General features: G+C 41.4%; 13 protein-coding genes and 1 pseudogene. 6 read left to right on the top strand and 8 right to left on the bottom strand.

All coding sequences use genetic code 11. The annotated features are described in order from the left end of the window. The first annotated feature begins 48 nt into the window (after positions 1-48). From FTU75_RS02790 to purB, 4 genes are read left to right on the top strand one after another with little or no spacing between them, the layout of a single operon-like run. A complete protein-coding gene (locus FTU75_RS02790; protein WP_180010414.1) occupies positions 49-534 on the top strand; it encodes an NUDIX hydrolase in 486 nt (161 codons plus the stop codon). Between the two features lie 4 nt (positions 535-538). After that, complete coding sequence (gene mnmA / locus FTU75_RS02785) at positions 539-1,675, top strand: tRNA 2-thiouridine(34) synthase MnmA (RefSeq protein ID WP_180093502.1); 1,137 nt, start codon at positions 539-541, stop codon at positions 1,673-1,675. A gap of 12 nt (positions 1,676-1,687) precedes the next feature. Continuing rightward, a complete protein-coding gene (hflD, locus tag FTU75_RS02780) occupies positions 1,688-2,419 on the top strand; it encodes a high frequency lysogenization protein HflD (RefSeq protein WP_218948314.1) in 732 nt (243 codons plus the stop codon). Positions 2,420-2,475: 56 nt separating this feature from the next. Beyond that, complete coding sequence (gene purB / locus FTU75_RS02775; protein WP_180115066.1) at positions 2,476-3,864, top strand: adenylosuccinate lyase; 1,389 nt, start codon at positions 2,476-2,478, stop codon at positions 3,862-3,864. A 115-nt stretch (positions 3,865-3,979) separates the two neighbouring features. On the opposite strand, the gene FTU75_RS02770 is transcribed toward purB, so the two are convergent. After that, positions 3,980-4,219: a hypothetical protein gene (locus FTU75_RS02770; protein WP_180023455.1), complete on the bottom strand. Its 240-nt coding sequence runs from the start codon at positions 4,217-4,219 to the stop codon at positions 3,980-3,982. Positions 4,220-4,431: 212 nt separating this feature from the next. Between FTU75_RS02770 and FTU75_RS02765 the strand changes: the two genes are divergently transcribed. Further along, complete coding sequence (locus tag FTU75_RS02765; protein WP_180115065.1) at positions 4,432-5,061, top strand: DUF2238 domain-containing protein; 630 nt, start codon at positions 4,432-4,434, stop codon at positions 5,059-5,061. 62 nt (positions 5,062-5,123) lie between these two features. Here the strand turns inward: FTU75_RS02765 and FTU75_RS02760 are convergent, their stop codons facing one another. The 6 genes from FTU75_RS02760 to FTU75_RS02735 all read right to left on the bottom strand — a co-directional run bounded on the left by FTU75_RS02760 (position 5,124) and on the right by FTU75_RS02735 (position 13,657). Next, the gene (locus tag FTU75_RS02760; protein ID WP_180115064.1) at positions 5,124-7,331 is read right to left on the bottom strand and encodes an Ig-like domain-containing protein; all 2,208 of its coding nucleotides are present in this window, start codon (positions 7,329-7,331) and stop codon (positions 5,124-5,126) included. A 340-nt stretch (positions 7,332-7,671) separates the two neighbouring features. Next, positions 7,672-8,634, bottom strand: a complete 963-nt coding sequence (gene sohB / locus FTU75_RS02755) for a protease SohB (protein ID WP_078190186.1) — start codon at positions 8,632-8,634, stop codon at positions 7,672-7,674. A 190-nt stretch (positions 8,635-8,824) separates the two neighbouring features. Beyond that, complete coding sequence (pstB, locus tag FTU75_RS02750; RefSeq protein WP_218948313.1) at positions 8,825-9,748, bottom strand: phosphate ABC transporter ATP-binding protein PstB; 924 nt, start codon at positions 9,746-9,748, stop codon at positions 8,825-8,827. A 13-nt stretch (positions 9,749-9,761) separates the two neighbouring features. After that, positions 9,762-11,153, bottom strand: coding sequence for a phosphate ABC transporter permease PstA (gene pstA, locus FTU75_RS02745; protein ID WP_180115063.1), 1,392 nt, complete (start codon positions 11,151-11,153; stop codon positions 9,762-9,764). After that, positions 11,150-12,529 carry a phosphate ABC transporter permease subunit PstC gene (pstC, locus tag FTU75_RS02740; RefSeq protein ID WP_180115062.1) on the bottom strand — a complete coding sequence of 460 codons (1,380 nt, stop codon included), beginning with the start codon at positions 12,527-12,529 and terminating at the stop codon, positions 11,150-11,152. Before pstC ends, pstA begins: the two co-directional genes overlap by 4 nt. A 99-nt stretch (positions 12,530-12,628) precedes the next feature. Further along, positions 12,629-13,657: a substrate-binding domain-containing protein gene (locus FTU75_RS02735; protein WP_078190190.1), complete on the bottom strand. Its 1,029-nt coding sequence runs from the start codon at positions 13,655-13,657 to the stop codon at positions 12,629-12,631. Between the two features lie 409 nt (positions 13,658-14,066). On the opposite strand from FTU75_RS02735, the pseudogene FTU75_RS02730 reads away from it, so the two are divergent. Beyond that, a pseudogene (locus FTU75_RS02730) lies at positions 14,067-15,119 on the top strand (Rieske 2Fe-2S domain-containing protein). 359 nt (positions 15,120-15,478) lie between these two features. Here the strand turns inward: FTU75_RS02730 and FTU75_RS02725 are convergent. Beyond that, the gene (locus FTU75_RS02725) at positions 15,479-17,011 is read right to left on the bottom strand and encodes an aspartate aminotransferase family protein (protein ID WP_180115061.1); all 1,533 of its coding nucleotides are present in this window, start codon (positions 17,009-17,011) and stop codon (positions 15,479-15,481) included. Position 17,012: the final 1 nt, after the last annotated feature.

The raw sequence follows: 17,012 nt of genomic DNA, 5'->3' as shown, positions 1-17,012 counted from the left end.
GCTCCCTAAATTTTGTAGAATAGCGTTTTTACCCCATGGTGCTTTTCTATGACCGCTTGGACTGCTCACGTCACTGTTGCGACAGTCGTTGAAAAAGACGGAAAATTCCTATTTGTTGAAGAACATACAGAAGGTGTTACCCATACTGTATTTAATCAACCTGCAGGCCATGTCGAAGCTGGCGAAACCATTATTGAAGCAGCCATTCGAGAAACCATGGAAGAAACAGGTCACGATGTAGAAATCACGAACCTTCTAGGCATGTATACTTATACTCCCCCGATGTTCCCTGATCGTACTTATTTCCGTTTCTGTTTCTTAGCTAAGGACATTCAGTACCATTCCGATGCACAGTTAGACACAGGTATTGTCGGTGCAGTATGGATGACGCTTGATGAACTCATTGAGTCTGCCCGTGCGCGCAGTCCATTAGTCATCAAAGCTGTACAAGATGCTCTTTCAGGTCAAAAATTTCCTTTATCGCTCATTTACGAGCACCAAAATTCTCCCTTAATTTCAAATTTGGATGCTTAATCCTATGCAACAACGTGTCATCGTCGGTATGTCTGGTGGTGTAGATTCTTCTGTATCTGCAGCACTTTTACTTCAACAAGGTTATCAAGTTGAAGGTCTTTTCATGAAAAACTGGGAAGAAGATGACGGCACGGAATACTGTACGGCAATGGAAGATCTTGCCGATGCTCAAGCTGTTTGTGACAAAATTGGTATCAAACTTCATACCGCAAACTTTGCGATGGAATATTGGGACCGTGTCTTTGAGCATTTTTTAGAAGAATATGCCGCTGGTCGTACACCAAATCCAGATATTCTCTGCAATAAAGAAATTAAATTCCGTGCATTTCTTGACCATGCTGTGAACTTAGGTGCTGACTTTATTGCGACAGGCCATTATTGCCGTCGTGGTGAAACGCTAAAAAATTCACGTGGTGAAGAGTATGCACCTCTACTGCGTGGCCTAGACAACAATAAAGACCAAACCTATTTCCTACATGCAGTGCATGGTCGTGAAATTAACAAAACTTTGTTCCCTGTAGGTGAAATTGAAAAACCACAAGTGCGTAAAATCGCTGAAGAACTTGGTTTAGCCACTGCGAAGAAAAAAGACTCTACTGGCATCTGCTTTATTGGCGAACGTCGATTTAATGACTTCTTAAAGCAATATTTACCTGCTCAACCCGGAAAAATCGTCTTAGACACGGGTAAAGAGGTTGGTGAACATCACGGCTTAATGTACTATACGCTCGGCCAACGTGGTGGCATCGGTCTTGGTGGTCTAAAAGGTGCTGAAGAAGGCGCTTGGTTTGTACTTCACAAAGACATTGAGGGTAACCGCCTAGTCGTTGGTCAAGGTCATGAACATCCACTCATGCAAAGCACCATTTTATGGTCTGAAGCGATTGATTGGGTGGCTGGTGAACAAGAGATTCCTGAATCAGGTTTCCGCTGCACAGCGAAAACTCGTTATCGTCAGCCTGACCAAGACTGTACATTATTTAAAGACTCTACAGCGCCAAATGGTGTGCGTGTCGAATTCGATGAGCCACAACGTGCTGTTACACCGGGTCAAAGTGTGGTGTTCTACACCGGTGAAGTTTGTTTAGGTGGCGGTGTGATTCATCATACCAATGCGCCTAAACCGGATTTTATTGTATAAGGATTGTTTCGGATGACAGAGTTACCGTTTCAACAGCCTCAGACTCTGAATACTCGCCAAAATCGTGCATTGGCGTTAGCTGCTGTTTTTCAAGCGACGCAGCTAACCCATATGACCGCATTGACGGGTACGCAAAGTATTGGTGAAAGCGGTAACTTTTATTTTGAACATCTCATTAAAGCCAGTTTAAATATCCGTCCCAAGTCGAATCAGTCTAGTCAGACGCTCGATTTTTTTAGTGGTTTGGCGGATATTTCACTGGGTTTAAAGACCTTAGAAAGTAGCATTACTCAACCCTTCAATACATCTCCCAAATCTAGACTTCCTAAACTTGCCAATACCAAGCTACCCATGACGTATGCGATGGCGTTATTGCAGTTAGAAAAGAAAGTCTACAGCAATCCCAAATTTGTCGAAATCATTGAACAATCCCAACAAAAAATCCTAAGACAGCTTTCCTTTTTCGATAATAATTATTTACATCCAAGTATCATTGCCAATTTAGCGCAAACCTATATTGAAACTGCTGGCCAAATTAATCCACGTATTATGGTTCGTGGTAATGCCGAAGCATTTAAAGACACCTCTCATACCAATCGCATTCGCGCCACCTTATTTACCGGCTTACAAATGGCACATTTATGGCGTCAGCTCGGTGGTAGCTCATGGGGTATGATTTTAAGTAAGCGTAAGCTGCTCCAAGATATTCAAGATCTTGCCCGTTTACAGTATCAGGTGGTTTAACTGATGCAGTACGGGCTTTTTGTTTTACGTTTAATTCCAAAATTTAAGGAATCGCTATGAACGCTTTAACCGCACTTTCTCCATTAGATGGACGTTACGCAAGCAAATGTGATGCTCTACGTCCCTTCCTCTCTGAGTTTGGTTTAATCCATGCTCGTGTGACTGTTGAAGTGCGTTGGTTACAAGCGCTTGCAAACCGTCCTGAAATCACTGAAGTTCCAGCATTCAGTGCTGAAACGAATGCTGCACTTGACGCAATCGTTGCAAATTTCTCTGAAGACAATGCAAACCGCATTAAAGAAATTGAACGTACAACAAACCATGACGTAAAAGCCGTTGAGTACTTCTTAAAAGAGCAAATCGCACATATCGATGAGCTTAAAAATGCAGGCGAATTTATTCACTTTGCATGTACATCAGAAGACATCAACAACTTGTCTCACGCTTTAATGCTTAAAAATGGCCGTGAAGTTTTAGTTGCAGCAATGCAGCAAATCATCGATTCAATCGTTGCTTTGGCTGAACAACACGCTGAACAACCAATGTTGTCTCGTACACACGGTCAAACTGCAAGCCCAACAACTTTGGGTAAAGAAATGGCGAACGTGGCTTACCGCCTTGCACGTCAAATCAAACAATTCAAACAAGTTGAATTACTTGGTAAAATCAATGGTGCAGTAGGTAACTACAACGCGCACTACTCTGCTTACCCTGAAATTAACTGGCCTGCTCATTCACAAGCATTTGTTGAATCTTTAGGCTTAAAATTTAACCCGTACACCACTCAAATCGAACCACATGACTACATGGCGGAACTTTTTGATGCGCTACGTCGTTTCAACACCATTTTGATCGACTTTAACCGTGACGTTTGGGGCTACATCTCACTTGGTTTCTTCAAACAACGTTTGAAAGAAGGTGAAGTTGGTTCTTCAACGATGCCGCATAAAGTAAACCCAATTGACTTCGAAAACTCTGAAGGTAACTTGGGTATTGCGAATGCGGTATTGGCTCACCTTGGTGAAAAACTTCCTGTATCTCGCTGGCAGCGTGACTTAACTGACTCTACTGTTCTTCGTAACATGGGCGTTGGTTTCGCACAAAGCTTGATCGCATTTGAAGCTTGCTCTAAAGGTATTGGCAAACTTGAATTGAATGCTCAACGTATTCTTGAAGACCTTGACCATGCTCAAGAAGTTCTTGCTGAACCAATTCAAACTGTTATGCGTCGTTATGCAGTTGAAAAACCATACGAAAAACTTAAAGCCCTCACTCGTGGTCAAGCAATGACTCGCGATATGATGGTTGATTTCGTAAATGGTAATGAGCTTGAAGCTGTTCCTGCTGCTGACCGTGCGCGTCTTGCAGAAATGACACCTGCAACATATACAGGTAATGCATCAACTCAAGCAGCAAACATTAAAGATCTTATTTCTAAAATCTAATTTTAGATAGATCAAAAAAACGAGGCTTCATGCCTCGTTTTTTATTTATAATACTTCTTCTCTCTTTGAGATAAGGAGCATGCTCCGCAAGGAGATAGAAAATTTAGACGTAATTTTATTCTGCAGGGCAATATTTTGCCCAATCATCTTTCATCCGTTGTAATTCACAGCCTGTTAAAACATCTGAATAATAAACATAATATGTGGCATCGGGATATTGAATCTCATGGCGAAACATCATGCCGCGCAAAGACACAGAGAGCTCTTCTGGAAAATCATCTGTTAAATTAAGTTCTTCAAACTCATAGTTAAAATAACAATTTTGAGTCGCAATAAATGCCTCAACAACGGCCATAGTTACTTCCAAATACATAAACTTCGATATACATCTGAGTTTAATACAATCTTTTTGAAAATACTTATCCCTAGTAGCGAACTGATGACATTTGAAAAAATAATGCACAAATTCTAGCGCCGTCTAACTAACACTTTTCATCGCATTATGGCTATACTTGCCGCGAATTATAACCACTGCACACCGATAAAAATTTTGAGCTTTGCCTTTTCATGATTGATTTCAAATTAAAACTTAAGCACATCTTAGCTTTTGCGTTATTAACGCTTGCCATTGTGATCGCCAGTATCCAACCTTTAGAAATGGAAGCGTATATCCTCCATCAAATCGGCACAGCGTTTATGCTGATCGTTTTGCTCGTTTTCCTCTATAAAATAGGGCTAACTTTCACAACAGTTTGTCTGTATCTTGGCTTTTTACTGATTCATGTCATTGGTGCCCATTATTTATATTCTTATGTGCCTTATTCTGAATGGACACAAGCTCTCCTCGGTTTCAACCTTGACCAAAGCATGGGATGGACTCGGAATATGTATGATCGGCTTGTACATCTTGCCTATGGTTTGCTGCTCTACCCGTTCTTTTATCGCATATTTCAAATCTGGCTACCGCAGTTAAAAGCCGGAACACTCTTTTTATTGGTCGTACAATTCGTCATGGCGACCAGTTTATTTTATGAATGGATCGAATGGCTGATTGCCATTGGCTTATCACCAGAGGACGCTGAAAATTACAATGGGCAACAAGGTGATATTTGGGATGCGCATAAAGATATGCTGCTTGCAACATTTGGTGCGATGATCACTGGCGGCCTTTTATATTTCAATCTGAAAAAATCTTAAATAAAAAAGCACTCATCCGAGTGCTTTTTTATCGCTATATTCATGAATGGATGTATTAATAATTAATAGAGTGGTAGCACATTTAAGGATTGATCTAACGGATCTAATGTGCCCCATGCTGTTTGGAACGCTGCATTCGAAACTGCTGTCCCACCCGATACAGGATTGATAGACGGATATAAATAAGATGAATCATCTGATATTTCATCAAGAGCATTGTTTGGCTCTTGATTGCTCAATAAGCCGTTCAAATCGATTTGATCATCAGAAATAAAAGAGCTTGTTTCATTTAAGCCAAAGCTCGAAACACTGTGCTGCGCAAGTACATCAAACACAGTATTATCATCTGTTAACAGTGATGCCTGATCATGTAATTCAACCGAAGCCTGTTCTTCTGACATCAAGAATAAACTCGCTTTGGCAACTGTCATCGCTTCAACGGTAAAATCAAATGCAGAGCTTTTGGCACTGGTATTTCCAGCCGCATCCGTTTGGGTAAAACTATAGCTATACTTACCTGCCGCTAAGTCAGATTCTGGTGTATACAACCATTTTCCACTGGTATCTGCTTTGACCGTTGCCACTGCGACGCCATTTTTATAAATGGTGATCGTGGCATTTGCCTCACCTTTGCCTTCAAAACTTGGGGTTGAATCTTGAGTGCTCTCCCCCTGTTTAATGGTGAGCTTTGTTGTCTCGCGATCATCATACACAGTCGTCAATGTCGGCGCGGATGGCGCAATGGTGTCCTTTGTACCAATCACTTGCGTGCTCTTTGAGCTATTGCCAGCGGCATCTGTCGCAGTCACTTGGACAACATTATTATCTGTTACTGCGCTGCTTAATTTCACCGTATAGCGACCATCGTCACCTACAGTTGCGGTACCAAGCGTATTTCCTGCACTGTTTTTAATGGTAATTTTGGCACCAATTTCAGCGCTTCCCGACACCTCTGTACCATCAGTATTGATTATTGCTGTTGGTGCAACGGGTGCCGTATTATCCGTTCCAGCAGTGACATTTAAAGGTAACGATTGATTCCCTGCTGCATCAACCACAATAATAGTTGTCTTATTACTATCCGACAGTGCTGGGGACAATGTCAGTTTAAATTGACCATTGGCATCTACCGTAGTGGTAGCAATGACTTGTAAATTTGCATCTAATATTTGAATGGTGCTATTGGCTTCGGCAGTACCAACCAGTTCAGTTCCGGCTTTATTCACTTCAATCTTAGGTTGATCAGGTCGAAGCGTATCTTTGCCCATCTCAACTGACTGCACTTCAGATTTGTTGCCGGCTTTATCTTCTACAATGACTTTAGCCGTCTCACCTGCTTGTAAAGTATTACTTAATGCAATGGAGAAATTGCCATCACTTGCCGCAGTCACAGGCCCACCTAAAAGCGTTGTGCCATCTGCAGCATAAACATAAACTTTTGCACCCGCTTCGGCAAAACCAGAGACAAACTTACCGCTTTCATCCACTTGTGCATTTGCCGCGTCCGGCGAAATTGTATCTTTATTACCCGTCAATATCGTCGATTGTGAACTATTTCCCGCCTTGTCTTTAGCGTACAAAATTACGCGATTGCCGTCTGTAATCGCGTCATCTAAAGTAATTTTATAGTTGCCATCGGCATCTACTTTAGATTGACCAATCGTATTGCCTTTCGCATCTACGATATAAACCGTTGCACCCACTTCCGCCTTACCGGACACGACTTTTCCGTCACTATCAAAACTTCCAGTTGGCGTACTTGGCGCTGTTTTGTCATTGCTAGAGGATTTATCATCTTCTTTGTCAAATGCCAGCAGATATACCGCTTCTGCACCTAAGATCGCCAATCCCGCCTTAAGTAGCGATGGTGAACCATCATCCTCACTTGCAACTTCTGTAGCTTGAGCTGGTGTTGTCGCCTGATTTAATTGAGTCGATGCAGCTAAAGGTTGCATAAATTCATTCACAGAACGATAGCTAATTGTTTTGCCATCGACATCCATTTCAACCAATTCAAATTGCTCTGGCCCACTATGCACGAGCAAAGAATTATCAGAGCCAAAGTCATCTGTATAAAAATCATCAATCACAATTTTTTGACCATTTTTCAGGGTAATCACACATTGATTACCTACCCTATGGATCGACTGAATATCGGCTGGCTTGAGTTCTAACTGAATAACGGACGGTTGAGATATTTGTATTTTTGTGGCCTGAGTTTCTTTTAAAATCGTTTGATCTTTCTTTGATATCACGACAATTTTTGTCATTTCGCCCTCAGTGTTATTATGTAATAAACATCTAATAAATAATTAGTTAAGTACCTTATCAAATTGGTGCTGAACAGACAAACCATTCTGGATGTAAATTCATCAGAATTATATTTATTTAATTTTTCACCTTAAATTCTACGCCAATAACAGCGGTTTCTATGGTTCTATCCATTTTAATATTTTAGATTCAGCCAAGTTTGGATAATCAAAATTATCAAAGTATTTATAAATGATTGCTGTTTATTAGCCGCGCTTGCTGCAATTTTCAAAGTAGCGTCATTTAGAATAAAAAAAGCTCACCGAAGTGAGCTTTAAAGACATCATAACAAAAACGATTTTAGAGTTTAGGATCACGCAACTGCACGAGACTCGAATTGGCTTTGCTCAATGACTCCATCACTTTAGACATGACTGCAGGAACCAAGGAATCCGCAATTTGTGCTGCTTGTAAGCCCAACTTCTCACCAAGTGTTGGCTTTTTGCGGGTTTCAATCATATATACATCATGTTGTGGCATGAGACTTAACAGATATTCATCTGACGTTTGGAGCTTATCGACTAGATTAAGATCAATGGCATCTTGACCATACCAATGCTCACCTGTTGCAACTTTATCGACATTAAGCTGAGGACGGTATTTTTCAACAAAGTGTTTAAACAAGTTATGCGTTTGCTGCAACTCTTCTTCAAATTTGGCTTTACCTTCAGCCGTATTTTCACCAAACATAGTGACGGTACGTTTGAACTGACCTGCTGTATACAGTTCAAAATCAATATGTTTTTCTTTCAATAAACGGTTAAAGTTTGGCACTTGTGCAACCACGCCAATCGATCCCACAACTGCAAATGGAGCTGAAACAATTTCATTTGCAATGCAGGCCATCATATAGCCACCACTTGCAGCAACTTTGTCCACACAAATGGTTAAGTTAAATCCAGCATCACGTAAACGTACCAATTGTGCTGCAGCCAGACCATAGCCATGCACCATCCCGCCTGGACTTTCTAAACGTAAAACTACGCGGTCGCGCCCAGCTTTTGCTGTCGCTAAGATTAGGGTAATTTCTTCACGAAGGCTTGTCACCGCCGATGCAGCGGTATCACCATTAAAATCAATCACATAAATTTTTTGGTTATTCTTTTTACGAGCGCGCGCTTCTTTTGATAATTGTTGGCTTAGTTGCAGCAGCTCAAGTTTAGATGCAGTGGTTTGCGCAATTTTTTTTCGTTGTTCATTAATACGTGCATTTAAGTGACTTACACGAATTTCCGCAGGCAACTTGGGATTATGAAATAGCATAAAATTGAAACTCATTTAATTCATATTTATGTCGTATAACATGTGGGCTGCATCACAAAAATTCAATCTATTTTTTGAAAATAATTCTCATTGAGCCAAATTGAGTATTTTATTTCTACTAAGCTTTTTCTACCTAATCATAAAGTCCATAAAAAAAGAGCCTTTCGGCTCTATTTTTAAACCGATTAGATTAACCAAAACGCCCGGTAATATACGCTTCAGTCAATTGATGATCCGGTTGAGTAAAGACTTTTTCAGTGGAATTCACTTCAATCAAATCACCCAAATGGAAATATGCGGTACGGTCAGATACACGCGCTGCTTGTTGCATCGAATGCGTCACAATCGCAATAGTATATTGCGCGGATAGCTCGGTGATGAGTTCTTCCACTTTTGCTGTTGCAATCGGATCGAGTGCTGAACAAGGCTCATCCATCAAAATCACATCAGGACTGACAGCTATGGTTCGCGCAATACATAAACGTTGCTGCTGACCACCTGAAAGTCCCGTACCCGGTTGGTTTAAACGATCTTTCACTTCATCCCAAAGACCTGCTTTACGCAGACTATTTTCAACAATTTCTTCCATATCGTATTTGTCACGTGCCAATCCATGCAGTTTAGGACCATAAGCGACATTGTCAAAAATTGACTTAGGGAATGGGTTCGGCTTTTGGAATACCATGCCAACTTGAGCACGCAGTAATACCACATCAAGATTTGGATCATAGATGTCTTGATTATCCATGAGCACTTGTCCTGTCACACGACAAGTATCAATCGTGTCATTCATACGGTTGAGCGTACGCAGGAAAGTTGACTTACCACAACCAGACGGACCAATAAAGGCAATCACTTCATTTTCATAAATGTTCAGATCAATGCCTTTGATCGCTTCAGATTCGCCATAGTACACATGCACATCATTGGTACTGATTTTCACATTGCTCGATTTCGCATCTTTTTTCGCGCTAGATTGCGTATCGAATTGTGACACAAACGCAGTATTGGTTTGTTTTTGGCTGCCCTGAGCAGAGGTAAATTGTGTTTGTTCTGGATTCACGGACTTATCCTGATATAAGGAATTCTTTTCAGTTGTAACGACGCTATTCATATAATGCCCTCAATTACCAGCGTACTTCAAATTTCTTACGTAACCAGATGGCTAAACTGTTTAAGCCGATCATGAGAGCAAGAAGTACAATGATTGCTGCTGCGGTACGTCCTTCAAAGAAGTTACGTAGCTCATTACCTTGCCAAAGGAAAATTTGTACAGGTAATGCAGTGGATTGATCTAAAGGAGTGGCTGGTACACTTGCTACAAAGGCACTCATACCAATCAATAATAATGGAGCAGTTTCTCCTAGGGCTTGCGCAACACCAATAATGGCACCAGTTAAGATACCTGGTAATGCCAGTGGCAAGACGTGGTGAAATACAGTTTGTAAACGTGATGCCCCCAAACCTAAAGCGGCTTGGCGGATCGATGGAGGAACAGCTTTTAGTGAAGCACGTGTGGTAATAATGACCGTTGGCAAAGTCATCAAACTTAAGACTAAACCACCAACCACAGGAGCCGAAAGCGGCATATGCATCCAACCAATAAAGATCGCTGCACCAAGCAAACCAAAGACAATCGAAGGAACCGCTGCTAGATTGTTAATATTGACTTCGACAACATCGGTAATCCAGTTTTTAGGTGCAAATTCTTCTAAGTAAATTGCGGATGCTACACCGATTGGAATCGAAATAATGATCACGATCAGCATCATAAATAACGACCCCATAAACGCCCCAGCTAAACCTGAAGTTGCAGGTGAGCTACGAGAGTCTGGATTCTTAAATATTTCAGTATTAAATGAGTTAGTAATAACACCGTCAGCTTTGAGTTTATCTGCGAGTTGGCGTACTTCTGGGCTCAATTGTTGCTGTTCATCAGGCAAACTACGGTCAATATTACCTGCTAACCAGACATCGACATTAGCATCTGCAAGGATTTTAAAATCTTGTTTTTGACCGATCAATGACGGATCTGCCATAACCATATCACGTAAGCGATAAGCTTCTGAACTGGTATATAAACTGTTGAGATCATCACGTTGAGAGGCAATCGCTGGATCTTTTGCAATGATCCCATTTACGATGAGCGCATCCCAATCCACCATGCCCATTTCAGTTTGCCAAGCAATGTAACGCTCTTGGAACTGTGCAGGTGATTCACCTTCTTTTTGAATTGGTTTCGCACCAACTTTGACAATGTTTGGATCAAAAAATACAGGTACCGTCATTGAGCTTTGCCAAAATGCAGGTAAACCTTTGGCTAAAATACTACTAAACAATAGCACGACGAAAAATAAACCAGTCACTACTGCACTAAAGCCCAAGACACGGAAGGTCTTTTCTTTACGATGTCTTTTCGCCAAAGAGTTTTCAATGATTTTCTTACGTTTTTCACGAAGCTCAGCGGCTGCATATGAATCAAATTTTTGATCCATGTTTGATGTATTCGTCGTACTCATTCGTATTGCTCACGGTATTTACGCACAATGTACAGTGCAACAATATTCAGCCCTAAGGTAATCACAAACAGTGTTAAACCGAGTGCAAAAGCAACCAATGCTTGAGGACTCGCAAAGTCTGTATCACCTGTTAATTGGTTTACGATGGTAATGGTGACTGTCGACACTGCTTCGAGCGGATTAATGTGTAGTAAAGGACTGTTCCCTGCTGCAAGTACCACAATCATGGTTTCACCAATTGCACGAGATGCTGCCAATAAGAATGCACCGATAATGCCCGGCAAAGCTGCAGGTATCACTACTTGGCGAATCGTTTCTGATTTTGTTGCACCCAAACCGAGTGAACCGTCACGAAGCGCGCGAGGAACTTGAGTAATGATGTCATCAGATAATGATGAAACGAATGGGATAATCATAATCCCCATCACAAAGCCTGCTGTTAGAGCACTGGTTGCATTAATATCGAGTCCAATATATGCGCCAAGCTGTTTTGCAAAGGGTCCAATAATCATTAAGGCAAATACACCGTAAACGATGGTTGGAATACCTGCGAGAACTTCTATGGCAGGTTTTGCCCAAGCACGGAAACTTGGCTTTGCATATTCAGCCAAGTAAATAGCAATCATCAAACCAACAGGAACAGCAACCAATAGCGCAATACCACTGACCATGAGTGTGCCCCAAAGAAGTGGCAGCAAACCATAACTACCTTCGGCATTCCCTGACGTACTAAAACCGGGGTTCCATTCAGTGCCTAAGAAGAAATCGAGTGGACTGACAAAACTAAAGAAACGCATGGCTTCACTGAACATCGACATCACAATGCCAACTGTTGTCAGGATGGCGACCCCCGAACACAGTGCCAATGCGATATTAATAACTTTTTCGACTTGGTTACGTGCACGATATTTTTCTGCGATGCGGCGTTTAGCCATGACTAAACCAATCAATGCCGCACAAATCACAACGGCCAATTTTGCATATGAGCCGATGCTTTCAATTTTCTTTAACTGTTCTGCTGCTGCAAGTTCATATGCAGCTGGCGTATCACTTACTCCAAAACCAGAAGCAATCGCTTGAACGCGGTCAACCATTACGCTTGTGCTTGCAGGATCTAAATCTAAACGAATATTTTCTGGGACATTATTTAAAATAACGTGTTGAAAAATACTCGGTTCAACCAAGTTCCAAACAATCAAGATTAAAAAAGCGGGAATCCCACACCATAAAGCGACCAAAACACCATAATAGCCCGGTCGAGAATGCAGCATTGCTGAGTTATTCCCTTTACCTGCAAGTTTGCGACTTTTGGTCAGTCCAACTTGATAAGCGATTGCAATAATTGCGAGCAACACACCAATAAGTAGCAGATTCATGTAATCTCCACTGTTTTTTCAAAAGCCCTTCTTGAAAAAACTGTTTCTTTGCAAAAAGCCAATGGCAGGTCAATCCTGCCATTGGCTGTTTCAATCCAATTATTTAACTGCTTTACCAGCTTTAAAGTTTGCAAGAACTGCAGCGCGCTCTTTATCAGACATTGAAATTAAGCCTGCTTTTTCTAGCTTAGAACCTTTACCTGATACTTTTTTACTGAGGAAGAATTCTGTGAACTCTTTTAAGCCTTTAATTGATTTTAAGTGCTCGCCTTTTACGTAGAAGAACAATGGACGAGATACTGGGTATGAACCATTTAAAATCGTCTTCTCAGAAGGTGCAACGTTGTTTACTGTTGCCACACGTAGCTTGTCACGGTTTTGGTCATAGAAACCTAGACCGAATACACCAACCGCATTAGGAGATGTTTTTAAACGTGCCAATGTTTCTGTATAGTCGCCTGCAATTTCAATCACACGACCATCTTTACGGAAAGTTGAACATGCTTTTTTCTGAGCATCTTTATCTAATTTTGCGAAAGCTTCATAAGTTTCACAGCCAGCATCGACCATTTTTTCTTGGAACACTTCACGTGTACCGTGGTTTGATGCAGGAATAACTAAAGTGATTGCTTCGTTTGGTAATGTTGGGTCGATTTGATTCCAACGTGTGTATGGGTTTGGAACCAATTTACCTTTTGATGGTAGTTCAGCAGCGAGTGCAGCAAATACGTGCTGTGGGCGAAGTTTGAATGCCGCTTTTTTCGCATTTGACGCAAATACGATACCGTCATATCCAACTTTAATTTCTAAGATTTGGTTAACGCCGGCTTTTTTACATGCAGCCAATTCAGTATCTTTAATTTTACGAGATGCGTTTGCAACGTCAATTGTGTTGTCGCCTACACCATTACAGAATTGTTTCAAACCACCTGAAGTACCGCCTGAACCTACGACAGGTGCTTTAAATTGTGGGAATGTATTACCAAACTCTTCTGCAACAATACTTGCATAAGGCAGTACAGTTGAAGAACCAGCAATTTGGATCGTGTCACGAGCTGCATTTGCAGTTGTAGCGACTGTTGCCCCAGTAGTGAGTACCATAGCAAGTGCGATATGATTTAAGCGCATTCTCATCTCTCTTAATTGATGCATTTATTGGAGTACGCCACTTTTGTTTTAAAGTCTTGTACTTTTTCGATATCTGCATTTTGATTTTAGAGTATGACAGTTAGGTTACATCTTTATGACGCTTTTATGATAATTGATGATTGCACATTGATTTAAATATAATTCTTTATTTTTCAATATGTAATGAAATTTATCAAAGTATTGGTCTTAGTTATTTCTACTTTGATATTCGTAAGAATTCATGTCCTTGTCATCTTTTGTCTTATTTTCTTTTTTCAAATTCCACTCTTTTTCTGAATGTTGCACATTTGCATGTTCGATTTTTTATTCCCTCATATTCCAATAATTGAAATTTCATTACCTTTTTAGTTCGCTCAATATGCAAGTTTACATAAAAACAGAGCCTAAAATGACCAGTAAAGCCATTGCGAGATTTAATCCGAACTTGCCTGTGCATATGACTTTTGAAGAACATGACTGGCACTTACTTGCAGAATATTGATATCCCATTGCACTCGCTCGAGACATTACAGAACAGCCTTATGGCACCATGCTTTTAGATATGCCGCTCGTCATTTATAAAATGGGAGATGAACTGATTGTCGCTAAAGATGCTTGCCCACACCGTGGCGTACCACTGAGTTTAGGCAAAAATGATGGTCAAGGCGTAGTCTGCCGCTATCATGGCTTACGCTTTGGTGAACACGGTCATTGCAACCGCATCCCTGCACATCCTGAGCACAAAATTTCACCTCGTTTCAACTTGCGTACTTATGCTGCTGTTGAGCGTTATGGACTGATATGGTGCTCACTTACTGCCGCTAAAGATACTGCGCCGAATATCCCTGCAATGCCATATTGGGATGAAGCCGAGTTTCAGCAATTGGTGTGCCCAACGGTCGATTTTCAATGTTTTGCAGGCCGGCAGCTTGAAGGCTTTATTGATGTCGCGCATTTTGCTTGGGTACATCCCGATACCTTTGGTGACCCTGAAAATGTAGAAGTCCCAGACTACAAAACCATTGAGACTGAAACAGGATTTAATGCAGACTATTGGAGCAGTGTTGGGCGCTACCCGATTGGTTTAGAACAGCGCGGACAAGAGGGTTTCCAATGGCTGCGCCATTTTGAAATTCATCTGCCGTTTACCGCAACGCTGACGATTCATTTTCCAAATGACAGCAAGCAAGTGATTATGAATGCGGCTTCACCGATGACTGCTCGTTCTACCCGTCTATTTGCACCGATTTGCCGTAACTATGACAAAGACCTGCCTGTAGAAGATGCTTACGACTTTAACCTGAAAATATTTGAGGAAGACCGTCTCGTGTCGGAATCGCAAAAGCCTGAATATTTGCCTTTGGATTTAAGCATTGAAGCACATTTCCCAGCTGACCGTAGTTCGAGTATGTACCGCAAACTGCTGCGTAAGAAAGGTTTTAGTCCATTGTTTGCAGCATAACATCAATATCGTATTGCATTCACCTCACCCTAACCCTCTCCTACAAGGAGAGGGAAACTCCTTTACAAGCCTTATATTGGTTATAAATATTGTGGTATCTCATTCATCAAATGATAAACATCAATGACTATCGTGACTGGCGACAGGGATGTCGCTGTAAGGTAAAGGTCACATGGATGTACCTTTTGCCTGAGAAGGATTTTAGTTACTTTGATCCGTCAAAGTAAAAATCTGCCTACACAGTAAACTATCATCACTCAATGAAAAATTGTGGTGATGTAATAAATTAAGCACCTTTTCATTTTTTTAAAAAAAAGAGCTCTTACGAGCCCCCTTCTTCTACAATTACAAAATGACAATTAGTCAATTGCAGGTGTATATGTACCATCAGCGATTGGACCTTTGATACGATCAGCCTCAGCTAGCACAAGTGCAAGTAAGTTCTTCACGTTGTCTAAAGTCGCTACTGGGCTTAAAGTCGTCATTTTCAAAGATTGAACCTGACCTACTTTAGTAACACCAATATTCGCTTCACCACGTGCAAACAATTCGTCTGCTACGTTTTGGTTCAATGTGTCGAGTAATTCTGTTGGGTAACCTTCAGGAATTACACGGAACAATACAGAGGCGAATTGTGGATCAACCAACATTTCTAGACCATCAGTTGCATCAATATATGCTGCAACATCACGTGTTAACCCCACACCGTGATCGATCATCGAACCGTAAAGCTCTTCACCTAGCGCTTCAACCGTCATCCACAATTTCAACGCATCAAAACGACGTGTTGTTTGCAGCGACTTAGACACTAAGTTAGGAACACCGTGCTCTTCATCATAAGCAGAGTTTAAGTACTCCGCTTCATAATGCATGAAACGATAGTTCGCTTCATCTTTCAGCAAGAATGCGCCACATGAAATCGTTTGGAAATAATGCTTATGGAAATCCAGCGTGACTGAGTCTGAAAGCTCGATACCATCTAGCATAGAACGATAGTCATTCGAAAGAATGAGTGCACCACCCCAAGCTGCATCGATATGCATCCACGCGCCATATTTGTTGGTGATTTCACGAACTTCTTTCAATGGGTCAATTGCGCCTGCATCGGTTGTACCCGCAGTTGCAACTACACATGCCACGATTTTGCCTTCAGCTTGAAGGTGCGCCATGGTTTTCTCAAGCGCGTCCATGTCCATGCGTGCATTTGCATCTACAGGAACAGTGACAACAGATTGGAAGCCCATACCCATCATGGCCATATTCTTTTGCACAGAAAAGTGTGCATTTTCAGAACAGATCACTTTTACGTTACGCATTGCTTCCGCAGGTACGCCATCACGCTGAACAGACCACGGGTTACCGTTTTCGTCTTTCCAGTTTTTAGCAATACATGCATCACGTGCAAGCAAAACACCCATTAAGTTAGACTGCGTACCGCCAGAGGTGAATACACCTGCTTGACCTGCACCATAGCCAACTTTTTGGCGAAGCCAGTCAATTAACTGAACTTCCATCAATGAACCTGCAGGGCTTTGATCCCATGAGTCCATAGATTGGTTAGTCGCGTTGATCAGCACTTCAGCGATTTGGCTTGTCACCATTGTTGGGCAATGCAAATGCGCTAAAGAATGTGGGTGATGTACTTTTAAGCTTTTGTTTAAGAACAGCTCAACCATACGGTCTAGTGATTTTTGTACACCCATACCTTCTTTAGAAGGATTGAATGCAATTGCACTACGAAGCTCTTTAATGCTACCGCCTGTGTACATTTTGTCATTTTGCAACCATGCAGATACAGCTTTTACAGCTGAATCCATTGCTGACTGGTAGTCAGCAATGGATTGTGCATCATTGCAGAATAACGCTTTACGATGTTCTGCAAAATCAACCATT

This window comes from Acinetobacter sp. YH12140, from assembly GCF_013418475.1.
Classification (GTDB): Bacteria; Pseudomonadota; Gammaproteobacteria; order Pseudomonadales; family Moraxellaceae; genus Acinetobacter; species Acinetobacter amyesii.
This window is presented reverse-complemented; position numbering and strand designations above follow the sequence as displayed.

Bases quoted from the DNA above. Each gene is read 5' to 3' on its own strand.
- FTU75_RS02790 (WP_180010414.1), top strand. From the start codon at position 49: ATGACCGCTTGGACTGCTCACGTCACTGTTGCGACAGTCGTTGAAAAA.
- mnmA (WP_180093502.1), top strand. From the start codon at position 539: ATGCAACAACGTGTCATCGTCGGTATGTCTGGTGGTGTAGATTCTTCT.
- hflD (WP_218948314.1), top strand. From the start codon at position 1,688: ATGACAGAGTTACCGTTTCAACAGCCTCAGACTCTGAATACTCGCCAA.
- purB (WP_180115066.1), top strand. From the start codon at position 2,476: ATGAACGCTTTAACCGCACTTTCTCCATTAGATGGACGTTACGCAAGC.
- FTU75_RS02770 (WP_180023455.1), bottom strand. From the start codon at position 4,219: ATGGCCGTTGTTGAGGCATTTATTGCGACTCAAAATTGTTATTTTAAC.
- FTU75_RS02765 (WP_180115065.1), top strand. From the start codon at position 4,432: ATGATTGATTTCAAATTAAAACTTAAGCACATCTTAGCTTTTGCGTTA.
- FTU75_RS02760 (WP_180115064.1), bottom strand. From the start codon at position 7,331: ATGACAAAAATTGTCGTGATATCAAAGAAAGATCAAACGATTTTAAAA.
- sohB (WP_078190186.1), bottom strand. From the start codon at position 8,634: ATGCTATTTCATAATCCCAAGTTGCCTGCGGAAATTCGTGTAAGTCAC.
- pstB (WP_218948313.1), bottom strand. From the start codon at position 9,748: ATGAATAGCGTCGTTACAACTGAAAAGAATTCCTTATATCAGGATAAG.
- pstA (WP_180115063.1), bottom strand. From the start codon at position 11,153: ATGAGTACGACGAATACATCAAACATGGATCAAAAATTTGATTCATAT.
- pstC (WP_180115062.1), bottom strand. From the start codon at position 12,529: ATGAATCTGCTACTTATTGGTGTGTTGCTCGCAATTATTGCAATCGCT.
- FTU75_RS02735 (WP_078190190.1), bottom strand. From the start codon at position 13,657: ATGCGCTTAAATCATATCGCACTTGCTATGGTACTCACTACTGGGGCA.
- FTU75_RS02725 (WP_180115061.1), bottom strand. From the start codon at position 17,011: ATGGTTGATTTTGCAGAACATCGTAAAGCGTTATTCTGCAATGATGCA.